Annotated in this window: 16 protein-coding genes; 10 read left to right on the top strand and 6 right to left on the bottom strand. The window is 63.1% G+C overall.

Annotated elements, in window-relative coordinates:
* Positions 1 to 95 precede the first annotated feature (95 nt).
* Positions 96 to 2867 (top strand): hybrid sensor histidine kinase/response regulator, encoded by a 2772-nt coding sequence (locus V6M90_RS00245; protein ID WP_332845925.1) that lies wholly within the window; start codon positions 96 to 98, stop codon positions 2865 to 2867.
* Between the two features lie 102 nt (positions 2868 to 2969).
* Entirely contained in the window at positions 2970 to 3566 is a 597-nt protein-coding gene (locus tag V6M90_RS00250) for a MarC family protein (protein WP_003171467.1), read from the top strand.
* Here V6M90_RS00250 and V6M90_RS00255 read toward each other — a convergent pair.
* From V6M90_RS00255 to cobG, 5 genes are all read right to left on the bottom strand, one after another.
* Positions 3563 to 4330, bottom strand: coding sequence for a hypothetical protein (locus V6M90_RS00255; RefSeq protein ID WP_141063006.1), 768 nt, complete (start codon positions 4328 to 4330; stop codon positions 3563 to 3565). The two genes, V6M90_RS00250 and V6M90_RS00255, sit on opposite strands and share 4 nt — an antisense overlap.
* Before the next feature lie 236 nt (positions 4331 to 4566).
* Positions 4567 to 6204 carry a precorrin-3B C(17)-methyltransferase gene (cobJ, locus tag V6M90_RS00260; protein WP_332845926.1) on the bottom strand — a complete coding sequence of 546 codons (1638 nt, stop codon included), beginning with the start codon at positions 6202 to 6204 and terminating at the stop codon, positions 4567 to 4569.
* Positions 6204 to 6935, bottom strand: a complete 732-nt coding sequence (locus V6M90_RS00265) for a precorrin-2 C(20)-methyltransferase (RefSeq protein ID WP_141063008.1) — start codon at positions 6933 to 6935, stop codon at positions 6204 to 6206. The genes cobJ and V6M90_RS00265 overlap by 1 nt, the downstream gene beginning before the upstream one ends.
* On the bottom strand, positions 6935 to 7561 hold the full coding sequence (locus V6M90_RS00270; protein ID WP_078731372.1) for a precorrin-8X methylmutase: 627 nt from the start codon (positions 7559 to 7561) through the stop codon (positions 6935 to 6937). Before V6M90_RS00270 ends, V6M90_RS00265 begins: the two co-directional genes overlap by 1 nt.
* Positions 7554 to 8900 (bottom strand): precorrin-3B synthase, encoded by a 1347-nt coding sequence (cobG, locus tag V6M90_RS00275; RefSeq protein ID WP_141063009.1) that lies wholly within the window; start codon positions 8898 to 8900, stop codon positions 7554 to 7556. The genes V6M90_RS00270 and cobG overlap by 8 nt, the downstream gene beginning before the upstream one ends.
* 38 nt (positions 8901 to 8938) lie before the next feature.
* Between cobG and cbiE the strand changes: the two genes are divergently transcribed.
* Together cbiE and V6M90_RS00285 are read left to right on the top strand one after the other, a co-directional pair.
* Positions 8939 to 10144: a precorrin-6y C5,15-methyltransferase (decarboxylating) subunit CbiE gene (cbiE, locus tag V6M90_RS00280; RefSeq protein WP_332845927.1), complete on the top strand. Its 1206-nt coding sequence runs from the start codon at positions 8939 to 8941 to the stop codon at positions 10142 to 10144.
* Positions 10141 to 10860, top strand: a complete 720-nt coding sequence (locus tag V6M90_RS00285) for a cobalt-precorrin-6A reductase (protein ID WP_332845928.1) — start codon at positions 10141 to 10143, stop codon at positions 10858 to 10860. The genes cbiE and V6M90_RS00285 overlap by 4 nt, the downstream gene beginning before the upstream one ends.
* A gap of 128 nt (positions 10861 to 10988) precedes the next feature.
* Here the strand turns inward: V6M90_RS00285 and V6M90_RS00290 are convergent, their stop codons facing one another.
* Positions 10989 to 11240 carry a DUF6124 family protein gene (locus V6M90_RS00290; RefSeq protein WP_332845929.1) on the bottom strand — a complete coding sequence of 84 codons (252 nt, stop codon included), beginning with the start codon at positions 11238 to 11240 and terminating at the stop codon, positions 10989 to 10991.
* A 519-nt stretch (positions 11241 to 11759) separates the two neighbouring features.
* Between V6M90_RS00290 and V6M90_RS00295 the strand changes: the two genes are divergently transcribed.
* The 6 genes from V6M90_RS00295 (at position 11760) to V6M90_RS00320 (ending at position 15954) form a co-directional block, all read left to right on the top strand.
* Positions 11760 to 12062 (top strand): type II toxin-antitoxin system RelE/ParE family toxin, encoded by a 303-nt coding sequence (locus V6M90_RS00295; RefSeq protein WP_003171457.1) that lies wholly within the window; start codon positions 11760 to 11762, stop codon positions 12060 to 12062.
* Positions 12063 to 12065: 3 nt separating this feature from the next.
* Positions 12066 to 12353 (top strand): addiction module antidote protein, encoded by a 288-nt coding sequence (locus V6M90_RS00300; protein WP_078823097.1) that lies wholly within the window; start codon positions 12066 to 12068, stop codon positions 12351 to 12353.
* 96 nt (positions 12354 to 12449) lie between these two features.
* Entirely contained in the window at positions 12450 to 12845 is a 396-nt protein-coding gene (locus V6M90_RS00305; protein ID WP_003171455.1) for a DUF2946 domain-containing protein, read from the top strand.
* 47 nt (positions 12846 to 12892) lie between these two features.
* Positions 12893 to 13375: a copper chaperone PCu(A)C gene (locus V6M90_RS00310; protein ID WP_003171453.1), complete on the top strand. Its 483-nt coding sequence runs from the start codon at positions 12893 to 12895 to the stop codon at positions 13373 to 13375.
* A gap of 11 nt (positions 13376 to 13386) precedes the next feature.
* On the top strand, positions 13387 to 13794 hold the full coding sequence (locus V6M90_RS00315) for a DUF2946 domain-containing protein (RefSeq protein WP_003171451.1): 408 nt from the start codon (positions 13387 to 13389) through the stop codon (positions 13792 to 13794).
* A gap of 93 nt (positions 13795 to 13887) precedes the next feature.
* Positions 13888 to 15954 (top strand): TonB-dependent copper receptor, encoded by a 2067-nt coding sequence (locus tag V6M90_RS00320; protein ID WP_332845930.1) that lies wholly within the window; start codon positions 13888 to 13890, stop codon positions 15952 to 15954.
* Positions 15955 to 16006: the final 52 nt, after the last annotated feature.

Raw genomic sequence — 16006 nt, forward strand, 5'->3', positions numbered from 1 at the left:
ATCCGTTCGGTCAGGCAAGGGCCTCAGGCCCTTGCCGTACACCGGCTACCCCGCGCATAGTTAACCCGTGCATCAACCTACGAAGGGATTTCGCCGTGCGCTGGCTCAGGATCGCCATAGGTTTCACTGTCAGTCTGCTGACGCTGCTCTGCCTGTTCCCGGCCCAAGCCGCCGCGCAAGGCAGTGGCTGGGCAGTATTGCTTGATGAGCAGGCAGACCTGCAACTGAGCGATATTCGCTCCTCGCGCTACACCAACCAATTCAGCCCCATCGAACTGGACCGTATCACGGCGGCACCGCCGGACGGTGCGTTGTGGGTACGTTTCAAACTGCAACCGGGCAAGCACGAGCAAGTGCTGCGGGTATTCGCCCCGGACCTGTCGCACCTGAGCCTGTACGTCCTGGACGGCGACACGCTGGTGGAGCAAACAAGCACCGGCACCCGCCAGCCACAGGAACAACGTCCGCTGCCCAGCAGTGATTTCATGCTACCGATGCCCCAGAGCCAGCAGCCCCTCGAGGTCTACCTGCGCCTGGTGTCGGAACACGAGCTGCGCCCCTATATCACCCTTGAGCCGGCCGTGCTGGCCGCCGCCGACCAGACCCAGACACTGATCTACGGCCTGCTGTTCGGCTGCCTGCTGATGCTGATCCTGCACAACGTTTCACGCTTTGCCTACCATCGCTCACGCAGCAGCCTGTGGCTGGCGGCGTGCGAAATCCTGTTGCTGCTCAGCCTGGCGCTGCTGCTCAACCTGCCAGGTCCCTGGTTGCCGAACTGGCATGCGCTGCAAACGCCGGGCGCCTACCTGGCCTTGCTGCTGACCGCGCCGTGCGGACTGATGTTTGCCTATCGCTTCTTCATGCCACTGGGCCCGCACCCGCTGAACAAACTGTTGATGGCCGACATCCTGTTTATCGTGCTGTGCGGCCTGCTGCTGTTGTTCGTCAACACCCTGCCGCTGAACATCATTACCTACGCCCTGGTGGCCCTCGCCGGCCTGAGCATGCTGTTTGTCTCGGCCTATCACTGGCAGAAGGGCTACCGGCCGGCGCGGTTGTTCGTGGCGGGCATGGTGGTGTTCAACATCGGCACGCTGATCATCCTGCCGGCGTTGCTGGGCCTGACGATGGTGTCGCCGCAGGGGTTGATCGTCACCCTGCTGGCGTTCATCTGTCTCAGTGGCCTGTTGATGAGCCTGGCCCTGGGCGAGCGCCAGCGTGCAATTGTCGAGGCGCGCTTCAGCCTCAGCCGCGACCTGGCCGCCAGCAATGCCGAAATCGCCGCCAAGGCCGAGTTCCTGGCCAAGATCAGCCACGAAATCCGCACCCCCATGAACGGCGTACTGGGCATGACCGAACTGCTGCTGGGCACGCCGCTGTCGGTGAAGCAGCGCGATTACGTGCAGACCATCCACAGCGCCGGCAACGAACTGCTGACGCTGATCAACGAGATCCTCGACATCTCCAAGCTCGAATCCGGGCAGATCGAGCTGGACGATGTGCAGTTCGACCTCAACGCGCTGCTCGAAGACTGCCTGAGCATCTTCCGCGCCAAGGCCGAGCAGCAGAACGTCGAGTTGATCAGCTTTATCCAGCCCCAGGTGCCACGCGTCATCAGTGGTGACCCGACCCGCCTGCGCCAGGCACTGCTGAGCCTGCTGGAAAACGCCCTGCACAAGACCGATGAAGGCGAAGTGCTGATCGTCGTCGCCCTGGACGACCGCAGCACCAAGCCGCGCCTGCGCATCGCCGTGCAAGACAGCGGCCTGCCGATGGAAGCCGTCGAGCGCGAGGCCCTGTTGCACAGCGAACTGCACAGCAAGAACTTCCTCTCGGCCACGCGCTTGAGCGGCCACCTTGGCCTGGTCATCGCCCGTCAGTTGATCCTGTTGATGAACGGCGAGTTCGGCATCAAGAGCGGCAGCCATCAAGGCAGTACCCTATGGCTGACGCTGCCGCTGGACCCGGAACGCCTGGAGCACCCGACCTCCGACCTGGACGGCCCGCTCAAGGACGCACGGGTGCTGGTGGTGGACGACAACGACACCTGCCGCAAAGTGCTGGTGCAGCAATGCACGGCCTGGGGCCTGAACGTCAGCGCCGTCCCCTCCGGCAAGGAAGCCCTGGCGTTGCTGCGTACCAAGGCGCACCTGCGCGACTACTTCGATGTGGTGTTGCTGGACCAGAACATGCCCGGTATGACCGGCATGCAACTGGCGGCGAAGATCAAGGAAGACCCGAGCCTGAACCACGACATCCTGCTGATCATGCTCACCGGCATCAGCAACGCGCCGAGCAAGATCATTGCACGCAACTGCGGGATCAAGCGCATCCTCGCCAAGCCGGTGGCCGGTTATACCCTCAAGACCACCCTGGCCGACGAACTGACCCAGCGCAACAAAGGCGGTCTGCCGTCTCGCCCGGCGCTCAGCGCACCACCCGTGGTGACGGTGCCCGGTGACTTCAAGATCCTGGTGGCCGAAGACAACAGCATTTCCACCAAAGTTATTCGCGGCATGCTCGGCAAACTCAACCTCGACCCGGACACCGCCAGCAACGGCGAAGAAGCGCTGGAGGCGATGAAAGCCCAGCGCTACGACCTGGTGTTGATGGACTGTGAAATGCCGATTCTCGATGGCTTCTCCGCCACCCAGCAACTGCGTGCATGGGAAGTCAGCCACCAACGCATCCGCACGCCGGTGGTGGCGCTGACGGCGCATATCCTGTCGGAACACAAGGAACGCGCGCGCCAGGCCGGCATGGACGGGCACATGGCCAAGCCGGTGGAGTTGTCGCAGTTGCGCGAGCTGGTGGAGTTCTGGGTGGCGCAGCGTCAGCAACGCCCCGAGCACGAACCCTCCTGATCTGAAATACACTTCCAAAGTGGGGGGGACTTGGCCCCTCCCACATTTGATCTCTATCGCCTGATAGACTCTGCACACTTTCCCCTCCCGCGAGCCACCCCCATGCTCCACGTGTTGTTCAGCGTTTACCTGAAGATGCTGGTGCTCTACAGCCCGTTCTTCGTGCTGTCCTGCTTTATCAGCCTGACCCGTGGCTACTCCAGCAAAGAACGGCGGCGCCTGGCCTGGAAAGTGGCGCTGGCGACCCTGGTGTCGAGCGTGCTGCTCTACCTGTTCGGCCGCGTCATTTTCAGCGTGTTCGGCATCACCGTGGATGCGTTCCGCATCGGCGCAGGCAGTGTGCTGTTTATCTCGGCGCTGGGCATGGCACAGGGCAAGTCGGCGGTGCAGACCGACAACGTGCAGCAGGACGTGACCATCGTGCCGCTGACCATCCCCCTCACCGTCGGCCCCGGCACCATCGGTGCGCTGCTGGTGATGGGGGTCAGCCAGCCTCACTGGGATGACAAGCTCACCGCCATCCTCAGCATCGCCCTGGCCAGCCTCACGGTGGGCGTGGTGCTGTACCTGTCCAACCGTATCGAACGCATTCTCGGTGACCAGGGCCTGCAAATTGTCAGCCGGCTGATGGGCCTGTTTGTGTGCGCCCTCGCCGCGCAAATCATCTTTACCGGCGTGCGCGGTTATCTGGTGCCTTAGATACGGTACTTGGCGATCGCCAGTTGCACCTTGTCGCCCGCGCTTTCGCGCATCATCTGGACGGTTTTTTCGTTGACCAGCGAGGTATTCAGCACCAGGCAGGTCTGCCCGCTGAAAGCCTCGACCGAGGCGCTGTCCCATTCCAGGAACGGCAACCCCACCTGTTTATTCACGCCCTGGGTGCTGTAGGTCACCAGCACCATCATCAATTCCCCATCCGCTTCGACGCAGGACGCCAGGCCAAAATCACCGCCCTGGTGCAGCGTCGTGTTGCGCTTGAACAACGCCAGAGACGCCGGCTGCTGTTTCAAAGCCTCCAGCGCATCGGCCGCCAGTTTAGGCAACGCATTGACCAGCGGCCCGGCCCATGAGGACGACGCCAACAGCGCCGCGATGATGTTCAATGCCGCCACCTGTACCGTCAGGCCCTTGCCCGAACGCGAGACCCGCTCGAAACGGCTGCGCAGCGGCAGCCAGCCCAGGCTGAGCATCACGTTGATAAACGCGTCGTACCAGGCCTCGGTACCGCGCTTAACATTCAACACATCGCTGACATAACTGCTGGCCAGCAAATAGCTTTTGCGAATGTATTCCCGGTTCAGGCCCGACACCCCCTCGGCAAACGACATGACACTGTTGTTGACCACGGCCGCATTGCTGTCGTCGGTGTCAGCCGGCACAGCGGCCGACGCACCCGGCGGCTTGTGCGCGGCAATCAGTTTTCGCCTTTTCGTGTTGTTGATCCTTCTGTGACGTCGCTCCATGTTCAGTTCTCCACAAACACCCCACATGGGGCTGCTTTCCACACTAGTCCACGGGCAGTCGAGCTTTCCAGGCGACAAACATGCCTTGGCCGACCACGCCGGATCGCGCCCTCCAGCAATCACGCGGGGTCGCTGCAAGCGTTCGGGTTTTCATCGCGCAAAAAAGAAAAAGCCCCGAACACGCGCAGCACAATCACTGCGTCATTCGGAGCTTTCCAGCCGTCGCCGGGGCGTATTCAGGACGCGGGTTTTTCGCCGTACCAGCGTGGCGTATACACCCACTCACCGCCACCGGCACGCGGGAACGTGCAGGTGGTGGACGAGCCGATCAGCACCATGGTGCGCATGTCCACCTGTTCCGGGGTCAGTTGCCCCAGCGTGGTGACACGCAGGGTCTGGCCCGGGCGACCGATATCACGGCCCAGCACCACCGGTGTCCGCGGCTCGCGGTGCAGCGCGACGATTTCCAGGGCGCGCCCCAACTGCCAAGGTCGCGCGCGTGAGATCGGGTTGTAGAACGCCAGGGCCAGGTCGGCCTGGGACGCGAGATCCAGGCGTTTTTCGATGATTGACCAGGGCTTGAGGTTGTCCGACAGCGACATCACGCAGAAGTCATGCCCCAACGGCGCACCCGCCTGGGCAGCAGTGGCCAGCGAGGCCGAGACGCCCGGCAGGATTTGCAGATCAACCTGATGCCAGGCCGGGTCGCTGGACTCGTGGAGCGCCTCGATCACCGCCGCCGCCATGGCGAACACGCCAGGGTCACCGGACGACACCACCACCACCGAACGGCCCGTGGCGGCCAGTTCGAAGGCATGGCGCGCGCGCTGCATTTCTTCGCGGTTATCGGTGCAATGCTGCACTTGATCGTCACGGAACGGCCCGGCCATGCGCACGTAGGTCTCATAACCCAGCACATCGGTGCAGCGCGCCAGTTCGGCCTTGACCGCCGGCACCATCAATTCCGCCGCGCCAGGCCCCAGGCCGATCACGGCGAGGCGGCCACGCGGGCGCCCTACCTGGGACAGGTCCAGCGGTTGCTCGGCAACGTGAATCACGATGTCGGCGTCTTGGCTGATGCGGGCAAAACGCAGCGGCACCGCCAGCGCCGATGCCGCTTCGTGCAGCGACGCCTCGGCCATTTTCGTGTCACTGGCAAGCAGGCACGCCAGAGATTGCACAGCGATGCCCGCGTCATGCAACGCCGCCCGCACGCGCTCGGCCAAATCCGCGCCCGGCTTGCAGGTCACACTCACGTTCTTCGGGTAGATCAGCAACTCATTGGCCACCGGCACGCGCTCGGCGCTGCCCACATGAATCGCCAACCGTGCTTGCCGGTCCTGCGGCAGATTCGCTTGCTCCAACCATGGCGCCGCGCCTTCGATGCGCACGCTTTCGCCGGCCAGCAAGTCGGAAACGAAACGCTTGCCCAGCTCCAGGTCGGCCAGTTCATAGCCCGTGGGTGGGTTGAGCAGGCAGGTGCCAAAACGCAGCTCGCCGCTGGTGGTGATCGCAGCGGATACATTCAGCGCAGCGCCGATTTCCCGCGCCATCCGGTTAACGCCGCCCAGGCCACCGAGCAGCGGCACCACGGCGCTGCCGTCTTCGGCCACGGCCAGCACGGCGGGCTCTTCACCTTTTTCCAGCAGCAACGGCGCCAGGGTGCGGATCACAATGCCGGCGGCGCACAAGGCAACCAGCGGCGTGCCTTGTTGATACAACCGGCGCAGGGTAGCGCCGAATTCGTTGTAGGCCTGGTCCGCACCTTCAACTCGCCCGGCCAAACCGTAAATCACCGCACCGGGATACACCTGCTGGATTTTGCGCGCCGTCGCCAGGCTGCCCTGGCCCAGGATGACAATCGCTGCAGTCATCACCCTTGCCACCGTTCACCGGGCACGATGATCAGCGAGAAGTACGGCGACGACATCGGCTCCACCTGATCCAGCGGCACGATCTTCTGGTTGGCCATGGTGGCGCGCTCCACATACAGCGCCCGCTCGGCCAGGCCGAGTTCTTCCAGCACCTGACGCACCTTGGTGAAGTTGCGGCCCAGTTTCATGATCACTGCGGCGTCGGCATCCGCCAGGCGGCGCTTGAGGTCGTCATGGGGCAATACCCCCGACAACACCGACAGGCTCTGGTTGCGATACACCAACGGCGCGCCGAGCACCGACGCGCCGCCGAGCATCGAGCACACGCCGGGGATGACCTGGGCGTCGTAACGCTCGGCCAGACGGTCATGCAGGTACATGTAGGAGCCGTAGAAGAACGGGTCGCCTTCGCAGATCACCGCCACATCGCGGCCGGCGTCCAGGTGCGCGGCCACGTCGACGCTGGCGGTGTCGTAGAAATCGCTGATCACCTGCTCGTACGACAGCGGCGCCGGCAGCGCTTCGGTGGTCACCGGGTACACCAGCGGCATCAGGGTCTGTTGCGGCACCAGGTGATCTTCGATGATGCCGAACGCATTGCCCTTCTTGCCCTTGGCCACGAAGTACGCCACCACCGGCGACTCGCGCAGCAGGCGCAGGGCCTTGAGGGTGATCAGCTCCGGGTCGCCGGGGCCCACGCCCAGGCCGATCAAACGTCCGCGTGCAGGCATTATTCGACCTCCGTGGCGAGTGCATTGACTGCCGCCGCGGCCATGGCGCTGCCGCCCAGGCGGCCTTGCATGATCACGAACGGCACGCCACGGCTATCGGCCGCCAGCATCGCCTTGGATTCGGCGGCGCCGACAAAACCCACCGGGAAGCCAAGGATCAACGCCGGTTTCGGCGCACCGGCGTCGAGCATTTCCAGCAGGTAAAACAAGGCGGTCGGCGCATTGCCGATCACCACCACACTGCCTGCCAAATGCGGGCGCCACAACTCCAGGGCGGCAGCGGAGCGGGTGTTGCCCAACTCCCGCGCCAACTCAGGCACGCTGTCGTCACGCAGGGTGCAGATCACCGGGTTATTGGCCGGCAGGCGTGCGCGGGTCACGCCCTCGGAGACCATCCGCGCATCACACAGGATCGGCGCGCCCGCCGCCAAAGCATCGCGTCCAGCCTTGCCGGCGCCTTCGGAGAACTGCAGGCCGTCGATGGCATCCACCATGCCGCATGCGTGAATCACCCGCACCGCGAGTTTTTCCAGGTCGGCCGGAATACGCTCCAACCTGGCTTCCGCGCGAATAATGGCGAAGGAGTTGCGGTAGATCTCCTGACCGTCGCGGATGTAATCAATCATTGGTGTTGCTCCGTGGACGAGCGCGCAACAGGGCGCCCGCCGCTTCAATGGAAAGGTTGCGCGCGTGCAGCCGGCCGAAACCGGGCTGGGCTGCCTCGCGAAAATAGAGGTCGTAGTGACCAGGGCTCACCGCCAACAAGGTGACCGGCGCGGTGTGCGCGGCGGCGCAGGAGCGCGGGCAGCCGGACAGGTGGACGTCGAAGCCCGTGTGCAACGCAGCCAGTTGCACCGCATCGGCCTTGGTATCGGCCAGCGCTTTGGCGCAGCCGCTCGAACCGGTGCAGGCGGTCATGCGCGCCAGGGGTTGGTCGATTGAACAGAGAAAGCCCAGTTGCGCCAGGCGTTCCGTCACGCCGTGGGGTTTTTCGACATTGGGCAGCAGCACGCCTTGCCAAGGGGTGAAGCGCAAGGTGCCGTCACCGTAATCGCTGGCAAGCTGTGCGGCGCCCTTGAGCATCATCGAATCCAGGCGGCCCAAGGGGGCGACGGCGGCGACATAGAATTGATTTTTTTGTTCCTGTGGATAAGTGCCGAGGTGAAGCAAAGCGCCGCTGGGCGGGCGTTTGAAACCTTCGATCGGCAGCAGCGGCAGGCTCAGGCGGCCCAGCATGTTATCCACAGGTAAATGCCGCATGCGGGTTTGCTCTGGGGTGGCGAGTTCAAGGAACGCGTCGAGGACAGCCACCACCAACGCGTGCCCCTGGTCCAATCGCACGGCGGCCAACGGCGCATCCAGGCCCGGACAACCCGCCAGGCCAAACGCGAGCAACGTCTGGCCATTGCGCACGAATGCCGACAGCCACAGGTCATGATGATGTTCGAGCATCGCCAGGGCCTCGCCGCCATCCAGTTGCACGGCGAACTTGGCCGACAGCGCATGAAAGCGCGGATGATTTTCCAGCGTGGCGAGGATCTGCCCGGCCAATGGACGGGTGTCGAACAGCATCTGCGGGTCGATACCGGCGCTGGGGCTGAGCATCAGGTTGCGCACGTCGTCGCCGGCGGCGTTGTTCGGGCCCAGGCCAGCCGCCAGCAGCATTGCGATCAAAGCATCCTGCTCGGCGCCGATCCCACGGATCTGCAGGTTGGCGCGGTTGGTCGCCTCGATCACCCCGCCGGCATAGGCTTGGGCAGCATCGGCCACGGCGTTCGCCTGCGCGGCGCTGATCGAACCACCGGCCAGTTTGATCCGGCAAATGCCGCCGTCCAACGCCTGGACGATACGCAGCAACCCCGGACAAGCCGAGGGGCGCAAGGTATTCAGAGCGGGCGTTGGGTTCACGGGGCTACCGGTTGACGGGTAAAGGCGCGGTATTATGCCTGCTTTGTCCGGCGGCATGAAAAGCCTGCCCGTCGGATGTCGCTCAAGGAATTGCTATGTCGCCCTGGCTGACGGTTGTAGGCATCGGTGAAGACGGCTTCAAGGGGCTGGGCAGGAATGCCCGGCACGCCCTGTTGCGCGCCACGCGGATTATAGGTGCTCAGCGCCAGTTGGACCTGTTGCCGGTGTGTATTCGTGGCGAACGCCAGCTGTGGCCGAGCCCGTTTTCCCTGGAACCGGTGCTGGCAAAGCGCGGCGAACCGGTGTGCGTGCTGGCCAGTGGCGACCCGATGCTCTATGGCGTGGGCGTCAGCTTGGCGCGGCAGATCACGGCTGAAGAGTTGCTGATTTTGCCGGCGCCGTCGTCAGTGTCCCTGGCCGCCGCGCGTTTGGGCTGGCCGTTACAGGACGTGGTGACATTATCCGTGGTGGCGCGGCCCTTCGCGGCAATCAATGCGCACCTGGCCAGCGGTGTGCGCTTGTTAGTGCTGAGCAATGACGGTGGCAGCCCTGCGTTGATTGCCGCTTTATTGACAGAGGCGGGGTTCGGCCCCAGCCGATTGGCGGTGTTTGAACATTTGGGCGGCGCGAACGAGCGGCGCCTCGACGGCCTGGCCGTCGACTGGCAACACCTGAGCACGGCCGATCTGAACCTGGTCGCCATCGATTGCCTGGCCTCCAGCGACACCCCACGCCTGTCGCGTCTGGCCGGCCTGCCGGACTCCGCCTTCCGGCACGACGGCCAACTGACCAAACGCGATGTGCGCGCCATGACCCTCGCCCGCCTCGCGCCGATGCCAGGCGAACTGCTGTGGGACGTGGGCGCGGGCAGCGGCTCCATCGGCATCGAGTGGATGCGCACGCATCCCAGTTGCCGTGCACTGGCGATTGAGGCCGACGAAGGCCGCCAGGGTCTGATCGAACACAACCGTGACGTCCTCGGCGTGCCCGGCCTGCATCTGGTTCGCGGCACAGCCCCGGACGCGTTGCACGGCCTGCCGACACCCGACGCCATCTTCATCGGCGGCGGCGTCACCCGCGACGGCGTGCTCGACGCCTGCTGGCAACAATTGCGGCCCGGTGGACGGTTGGTCGCCAATGCCGTGACCCTACAAAGCGAAATGACCCTGATGAACTGGCGCGCTCAACATGGCGGCGAACTGACCCGCATCCACGTGGCCCAGGCGCAGCCGTTGGGGGAGTTTGATACGTGGCGCCAGGCGTTGCCGATTACGTTGTTGGACATGGTCAAGCCGCTATGAAACGGATTCTGTTGCTGGGGGGCGTGACTGAAGCGTTGGCCATTGCCCGCACATTAGGCCCGCAACATATCTACAGCCTGGCCGGTGTCGGCCGTGTGCCGACCGACCTCACCTGCCAGGTGCGTGTCGGTGGGTATGGCGGTGCCGAGGGGTTGGCGCAGTTCGTTCGCGATGAAGGTATCAGCTTGATTCTCGACGCGACCCATCCGTATGCCGCGCAGATCAGCCGCAATGCCGCCGAGGCGGCACAGTTGAGCGGTGTGCCGTGCTGGGCATTGCGTCGCCCGGCGTGGCAACCGCAGGCCGGTGACGATTGGCGAGAGGTCGCTGACTGGGCTGAGCTGACCGAAGCACTGAAACCCTTCAAGCGGCCACTGTTCACCTTGGGCCGCGAACCGTTGCAGCATCTCCATGAAGTCCCCGTCGAGCAGTTCTGGACATTGCGGGCGCTGGACGTGTATCCGGGCAATGAACGGTGTGAAGTGATAGGGGCGCGGGGGCCGTTTCTGATTGAGGACGAACGGGCGTTGTTTGAACGACGAAAGATTGATGTGCTGATCAGCAAAAACAGCGGCAGTACGGCTACCGAACCCAAGCTGGAAGTGGCACGGGAGCGTGGTGTGCCGGTGTTGGTGTTGAAGCGGCCGGTGTTGGCGCGCGTAGACCGGGAGTTCCTCACCGTGTCGGCGGCCTTACAGGCAATCCACACACCCTGAACACCACCGATCCAATGTGGGAGGGGCGGTGCGACGATTCGACTTGCTCCCGATTACGGTGTATCAGTCCCTGATTTACTGACTGATCCACCGCCGGGAGCAAGCCCCCTCCCACATTTAAAACTGCGTCATCCAGCCACTGCTGTCGTCTGCCCGACGCCATCATGCACGCGATCCGCCAGCAACTGCGCCAGCTCGATCAACTGCGCAACGCCGAGCAACTCCTCTCGTTTCGGGCCTTCCAAATCAAACGCCAGGTCACAGCTAAGCGCGTTGGCCGATGCCAGTGTTTCGCTAAGGTTGACCAGCAGGTCTTCGGTACTGAATCCGTCAACCACGGTAAATAGCCGGACGGGGGGATTGGGGGTGTGTTTAATCATTGTGAAGTTCCATTGGTAAGTGGAGCTGCCACTGATCGCCGCGACGCGATAGAGGGTGGCAGCTGTACGCAGGTTCGCGGACCGGTTACCAATGAACCCGGCATACCCGAAGGTATCCCGCGCACAGCCACCATAACGCCGCACAGTAGACGATAAAAAAGCGCCAACTGAAAGCGGACAATGGCGCATAGGCGCATTGGTAAACCGGGCCGCGACGCCCGACCGCTGCGTTTGCAGCGGTGTACGGAGACTAGAGATCAAGCGTCCTAGGGACAACCTCAAATCCTTGTCGGAAATTTCTGTTTATACGAATAACCAGCCGAACAGCCTCCTATCAGGCCTCACCACCGAAAGCCGAATCCCCCTACAAACACTTCCGAACAAGCTGGCTGGCTCAGCCAAAAGCTCCCGCCCTAACCTCCCCTCTCGCGGTTTTGCTCCGGCGCCCGCGATGGGGATGCCCTGCTTTTTCAGCGCATCGCAACTTGCCAACATGTATCCCAAGGAATACGATCCTAGATGATCCACTTCAAGAGATCTGATGAGTTTCAGGAATGGCTTTATTCGCTACGCAGTAAACCCGCCCATGGACGCGTGCTGACAAGATTGGATAACGCAAGAATGGGCAATTTTGGAGACTGCGTAAACGTCGGAAATGGCGTATCCGAAATGCGCATCCACTACGGCCCTGGATACCGGGTGTACTTCAAGCGTATAGGTGAGGTGGTTTACCTACTGTTGATAGGTGGCGATAAATCAACGCAAAAACGCGACATCGAGCGCGCTAAAGAAATTGCCGATGAATTTGAGAAAAAGGAGTGACCCATGACTCAATTTAAAGATTTCGATATAGCCGAGCATCTGACGACCCCTGAGGACATGGCGGAGTATCTCGAAGCTTCTTTCGAGGAGGACGCCGGTGACGGATTGCTGATTCGCTCAGCGCTCAACAATATCGCCCGCGCCCAAGGCATGACCCAAATAGCCCGCGACGCCGGCCTCGGACGAGAAAGTCTGTACAAAGCCCTCTCCAGCACTGGCAATCCCGAGTTCGCGACTATCATGAAAGTTATGAAGGCGTTGGGCCTCAAGCTTCACGCCAAGGCGGTCTGAGCCACTGCGACACCAAACCACACCGCCCCTTTTTACTTATCCCCTGCGATCAGGCTAAATACCCGCCTGCGCCTTTAACCCTACGGATTGTCCGCCATGGCCCGTCAACGCTTTGCAATTGCCTGGATCGCCTGCCTTGCAGTGCTGTTCAACGCCTTTGCCATGCCGCTGGCCAGTGCGATACAGCAGACGGACGACCCGCTCAAGCAACTGATGTGGGGCGGGTTCTGTTCTTCCAATGGCGCAAGCCTGAAAACGATTGCCCTGGGCAAGCTGGAAATTCCGGCGCCGCAACAGGACGATCATTCCACCATGCAGCATTGCTGGTGTTGCTCCGGCGGAGCGCCGTTGGTGGCGTTGCCGGGGCATGTGCCGCAGTTGTACGTCACGCGGTTCGAGGCGGTCGAGAGCCTGCCGCCACCGTCAACGGCGCCGCCAACCCCGCGCCAGCAATGGCCGAGCCTCAACCCCCGCGCCTCTCCAACGGTCTGATCTTCTTCGCAAGTGAACTGCGTTTAGAACCGTTCTGGAGAACTGCCATGCTCAAATCTTCCCTGCTTCTCGCCGCGTTGTTGCTGCCGGTGTTCAGTGCTGCCAATGCCGACGACTACAAGGCCGGCGACTTGCTGGTCAGCGACCCCTGGTCCCAGGCGTTGCCGCCCAATGCCCCCACCGTCGCGGCGTATTTTGTGATTCATAACACCGGCGCCACCCCGGATCGCCTGCTCAGCGCCGAAACCCCGTTGGCGCAGAAAGCAGAGCTGCATGAGCATGTGATGCAGGGTGACCTGATGAAAATGCAACAGGTGCCCAATGTCGCCGTACCGGCCAAGGGCGAGTTGACCTTTGCGCCCATGGCCTATCACGTGATGTTGCTGGGCATAAAAGACCGCAGCCTGTTGGCCGACGGCAAACAGTTCCCACTGACCCTGACCTTCGAAAAAGCCGGCAAGGTCGAGGTGCAAGTGTCGGTACAAAAAGTGCCGCCGATGGCCACCCACGAGCATAAGCACGCTCAATAGGCCAACACCCAATGGGCGCCCCTCGCGCCAGGCTCTCTCCACATCACCGCGTGAAGCGCGGCAGCTGGATCAGCCTGTTCGCCATGCTGATGATCTTTATCGGTCCGCTGATTTCCCAAGCGATGCCGATGAACCATCACGCCGGTATGTCGATGCCGATGAGCATGTCCATGGACATGCCGAACGACCATGGCGAAGGTCATCACCCTAAAGCCCCCGACGAACACCACGCACTCTGGGCCAAGTGCGGTTATTGCGACCTGCTGTTCAGTTGCCCCGCCCTGCCTGGCAGTGTGTCATTCGTGGCCCTCGGTACCCCGCCGCCGGCCAACGCCCTCACCCCCGCCACCCGCTTGGGCCATGCCCGGCGGAGCATCTTCCCCGGCGCCCGCAGCCGCGCGCCGCCCATCATCGCGTAAGCCCCTGACACCGTTACTTCACCCCGGCCGACTTTAGACAGACAGCCGCAGGCTGCTGGCCGTGTTGTTTACGATTGATTGATGGAATTTGTCATGTCCAGGTTTTCTGCTGACACCCGATTGGGATGTACCCCCGTGCTCGCCGTTTTATGCGGCGCGTTGCTGACGCCCCAGGTCCATGCCGACGAGCATGAGCACGAACTGAGCCCCACCGTGATCACCGCGATCGCCCCCAGCTCGCCGCTGACCGTGGTCACCAACCCCAAGGACCCGCGCCAACCGGTGCCCGCCAGCGATGGCGGCGACTACCTCAAGACCATCCCCGGCTTCGCCCTGGTGCGCAACGGCGGTACCAATGGCGACCCGGTGCTGCGCGGCATGTTCGGCTCGCGCCTGAATATCCTCACCAACGGCAGCATGATGCTCGGCGCCTGCCCCGGCCGCATGGATGCGCCCACCTCGTACATTTCCCCGGAAACCTACGACACCCTCACGGTGATCAAGGGCCCGCAAACCGTACTCTGGGGCCCCGGCGCCTCGGCCGGCACGATCCTGTTCGAGCGTGAGCCGCAACACTTCGGTGAGCTGGGGACACGGCTCAATGCGAGTGTGCTGGCCGCCTCCAACGGACGTTTCGACAAGGTCATCGACGCCGCCGCCGGCGGGCCGCTGGGCTATGTGCGGGTGATCGGCAACCAGGCCCACGCCGACGATTACAAGGACGGCAACAATGACACCGTCGCCTCGCGCTACGACAAGTGGAACGGCGACGTGGCGGTGGGGTTCACCCCGGACGCCGACACCCTGCTGGAACTCACCGCCGGCCGTGGCGACGGCGAAGCGCGCTACGCCGGGCGCGGTATGGACGGCTCGCAGTTCCTGCGCGAAAGCCTCGGCCTGCGCTTCGAAAAATCCAATATCGGCGAGGTGCTGGACAAGGTCGAAGCCCAGATCTACTACAACTACGCCGACCATGTGATGGACAACTACAGCCTGCGCACGCCCTCGGGCACCGGGATGATGGCGGGGCCGATGGCCTCCAACGTCGACCGCCGCACCCTCGGTGCGCGGGTCAAGGCCACCTGGCGCTGGGCCGACCTGCAATTGATCGGCGGCCTGGATGCACAGACCAACGAACACCGCGCACGCAGCAGCATGGGCATCGACACCTACAAGGACCTGCCGCGCACCAAGGACGCCAACTTCCACAACTATGGCGTGTTCGGCGAACTGACCTGGTACGCCGCCGACCGCGACCGCCTGATCAGCGGCGCGCGCCTGGACCGCGCCTCGGCCAAGGATTTTCGTCAACGCACGGGCTCGGGAATGATGTCACGCCCTAATCCGACCGCCGACGACACCCGCGCCGACACCCTGCCCTCGGGTTTTGTGCGCTACGAACACGACCTGGCCGACAGCCCCACCACCCTCTACGCCGGCCTGGGCCACGCCGAACGTTTCCCGGATTATTGGGAGCTGTTCTCCCCCAACACTGGCGCCGCCGGCTCAGTGAATGCCTTCGACGGCGTGAAGCCGGAGAAGACTACCCAACTGGACTTCGGCGCGCAGTACAAAACCGACAACCTCGAAGCCTGGGCCTCGGGCTATGTCGGTCAGGTGCGCGATTTCATCCTGTTCGACTACCGACCGGGAATGATGGGCACCACCTCCCAGGCGCGCAATGTCGACGCGCGCATCATGGGCGGCGAACTCGGTGCAGCGTACACGCTGACCCGCCACTGGAAAGCCGACGCCACTCTCGCCTACGCCTGGGGCAAGAACAGCAGCGACGGTAACCCCCTGCCGCAAATGCCGCCGTTGGATGCACGCCTGGGCCTCACCTACAGCGAAGACGACTGGAGCGCCGGTGCCTTGTGGCGCGTGGTGGCCGCGCAAAACCGTATCGACCCGAACAAGGGCAACGTGGTCGGCAAGGACTACGACAAGAGCGGCGGTTTTGGCGTGTTCTCGCTGAACGCGGCGTACCGCATCAATAAAAACTTCAAGGTCAGCACCGGCGTCGACAACCTGTTCGGCAAAGCCTACGCCGAGCACCTGAACCTGGCGGGCAATGCAGGGTTCGGCTACCCGGCCAACGACCCGCAGGCCATCAAGGAGCCGGGGCGGACCCTTTGGACCAAGGTGGACATGAGCTTCTAAAAGCATCGGGAGCAAGTCGAATCGTCGCACCGCCCCTCCCACATTTTGATAT

The organism is Pseudomonas lactucae, assembly GCF_036688725.1.
Taxonomy (GTDB): domain Bacteria; phylum Pseudomonadota; class Gammaproteobacteria; order Pseudomonadales; family Pseudomonadaceae; genus Aquipseudomonas; species Aquipseudomonas lactucae.

Excerpts from the sequence above, each read along its gene's own strand:
- V6M90_RS00310 (WP_003171453.1), top strand. The coding sequence starts at position 12,893 with ATGCTCAAATCTTCCCTGCTTCTCGCCGCGTTGTTGCTGCCGGTGTTC.
- V6M90_RS00305 (WP_003171455.1), top strand. The coding sequence starts at position 12,450 with ATGGCCCGTCAACGCTTTGCAATTGCCTGGATCGCCTGCCTTGCAGTG.
- V6M90_RS00295 (WP_003171457.1), top strand. The coding sequence starts at position 11,760 with ATGATCCACTTCAAGAGATCTGATGAGTTTCAGGAATGGCTTTATTCG.
- V6M90_RS00270 (WP_078731372.1), bottom strand. The coding sequence starts at position 7,561 with ATGATTGATTACATCCGCGACGGTCAGGAGATCTACCGCAACTCCTTC.
- V6M90_RS00255 (WP_141063006.1), bottom strand. The coding sequence starts at position 4,330 with ATGGAGCGACGTCACAGAAGGATCAACAACACGAAAAGGCGAAAACTG.
- V6M90_RS00320 (WP_332845930.1), top strand. The coding sequence starts at position 13,888 with ATGTCCAGGTTTTCTGCTGACACCCGATTGGGATGTACCCCCGTGCTC.
- V6M90_RS00250 (WP_003171467.1), top strand. The coding sequence starts at position 2,970 with ATGCTCCACGTGTTGTTCAGCGTTTACCTGAAGATGCTGGTGCTCTAC.
- V6M90_RS00315 (WP_003171451.1), top strand. The coding sequence starts at position 13,387 with ATGGGCGCCCCTCGCGCCAGGCTCTCTCCACATCACCGCGTGAAGCGC.
- V6M90_RS00300 (WP_078823097.1), top strand. The coding sequence starts at position 12,066 with ATGACTCAATTTAAAGATTTCGATATAGCCGAGCATCTGACGACCCCT.
- V6M90_RS00285 (WP_332845928.1), top strand. The coding sequence starts at position 10,141 with ATGAAACGGATTCTGTTGCTGGGGGGCGTGACTGAAGCGTTGGCCATT.
- cbiE (WP_332845927.1), top strand. The coding sequence starts at position 8,939 with ATGTCGCCCTGGCTGACGGTTGTAGGCATCGGTGAAGACGGCTTCAAG.
- V6M90_RS00290 (WP_332845929.1), bottom strand. The coding sequence starts at position 11,240 with ATGATTAAACACACCCCCAATCCCCCCGTCCGGCTATTTACCGTGGTT.
- cobG (WP_141063009.1), bottom strand. The coding sequence starts at position 8,900 with ATGCCGCCGGACAAAGCAGGCATAATACCGCGCCTTTACCCGTCAACC.
- V6M90_RS00265 (WP_141063008.1), bottom strand. The coding sequence starts at position 6,935 with ATGCCTGCACGCGGACGTTTGATCGGCCTGGGCGTGGGCCCCGGCGAC.
- cobJ (WP_332845926.1), bottom strand. The coding sequence starts at position 6,204 with ATGACTGCAGCGATTGTCATCCTGGGCCAGGGCAGCCTGGCGACGGCG.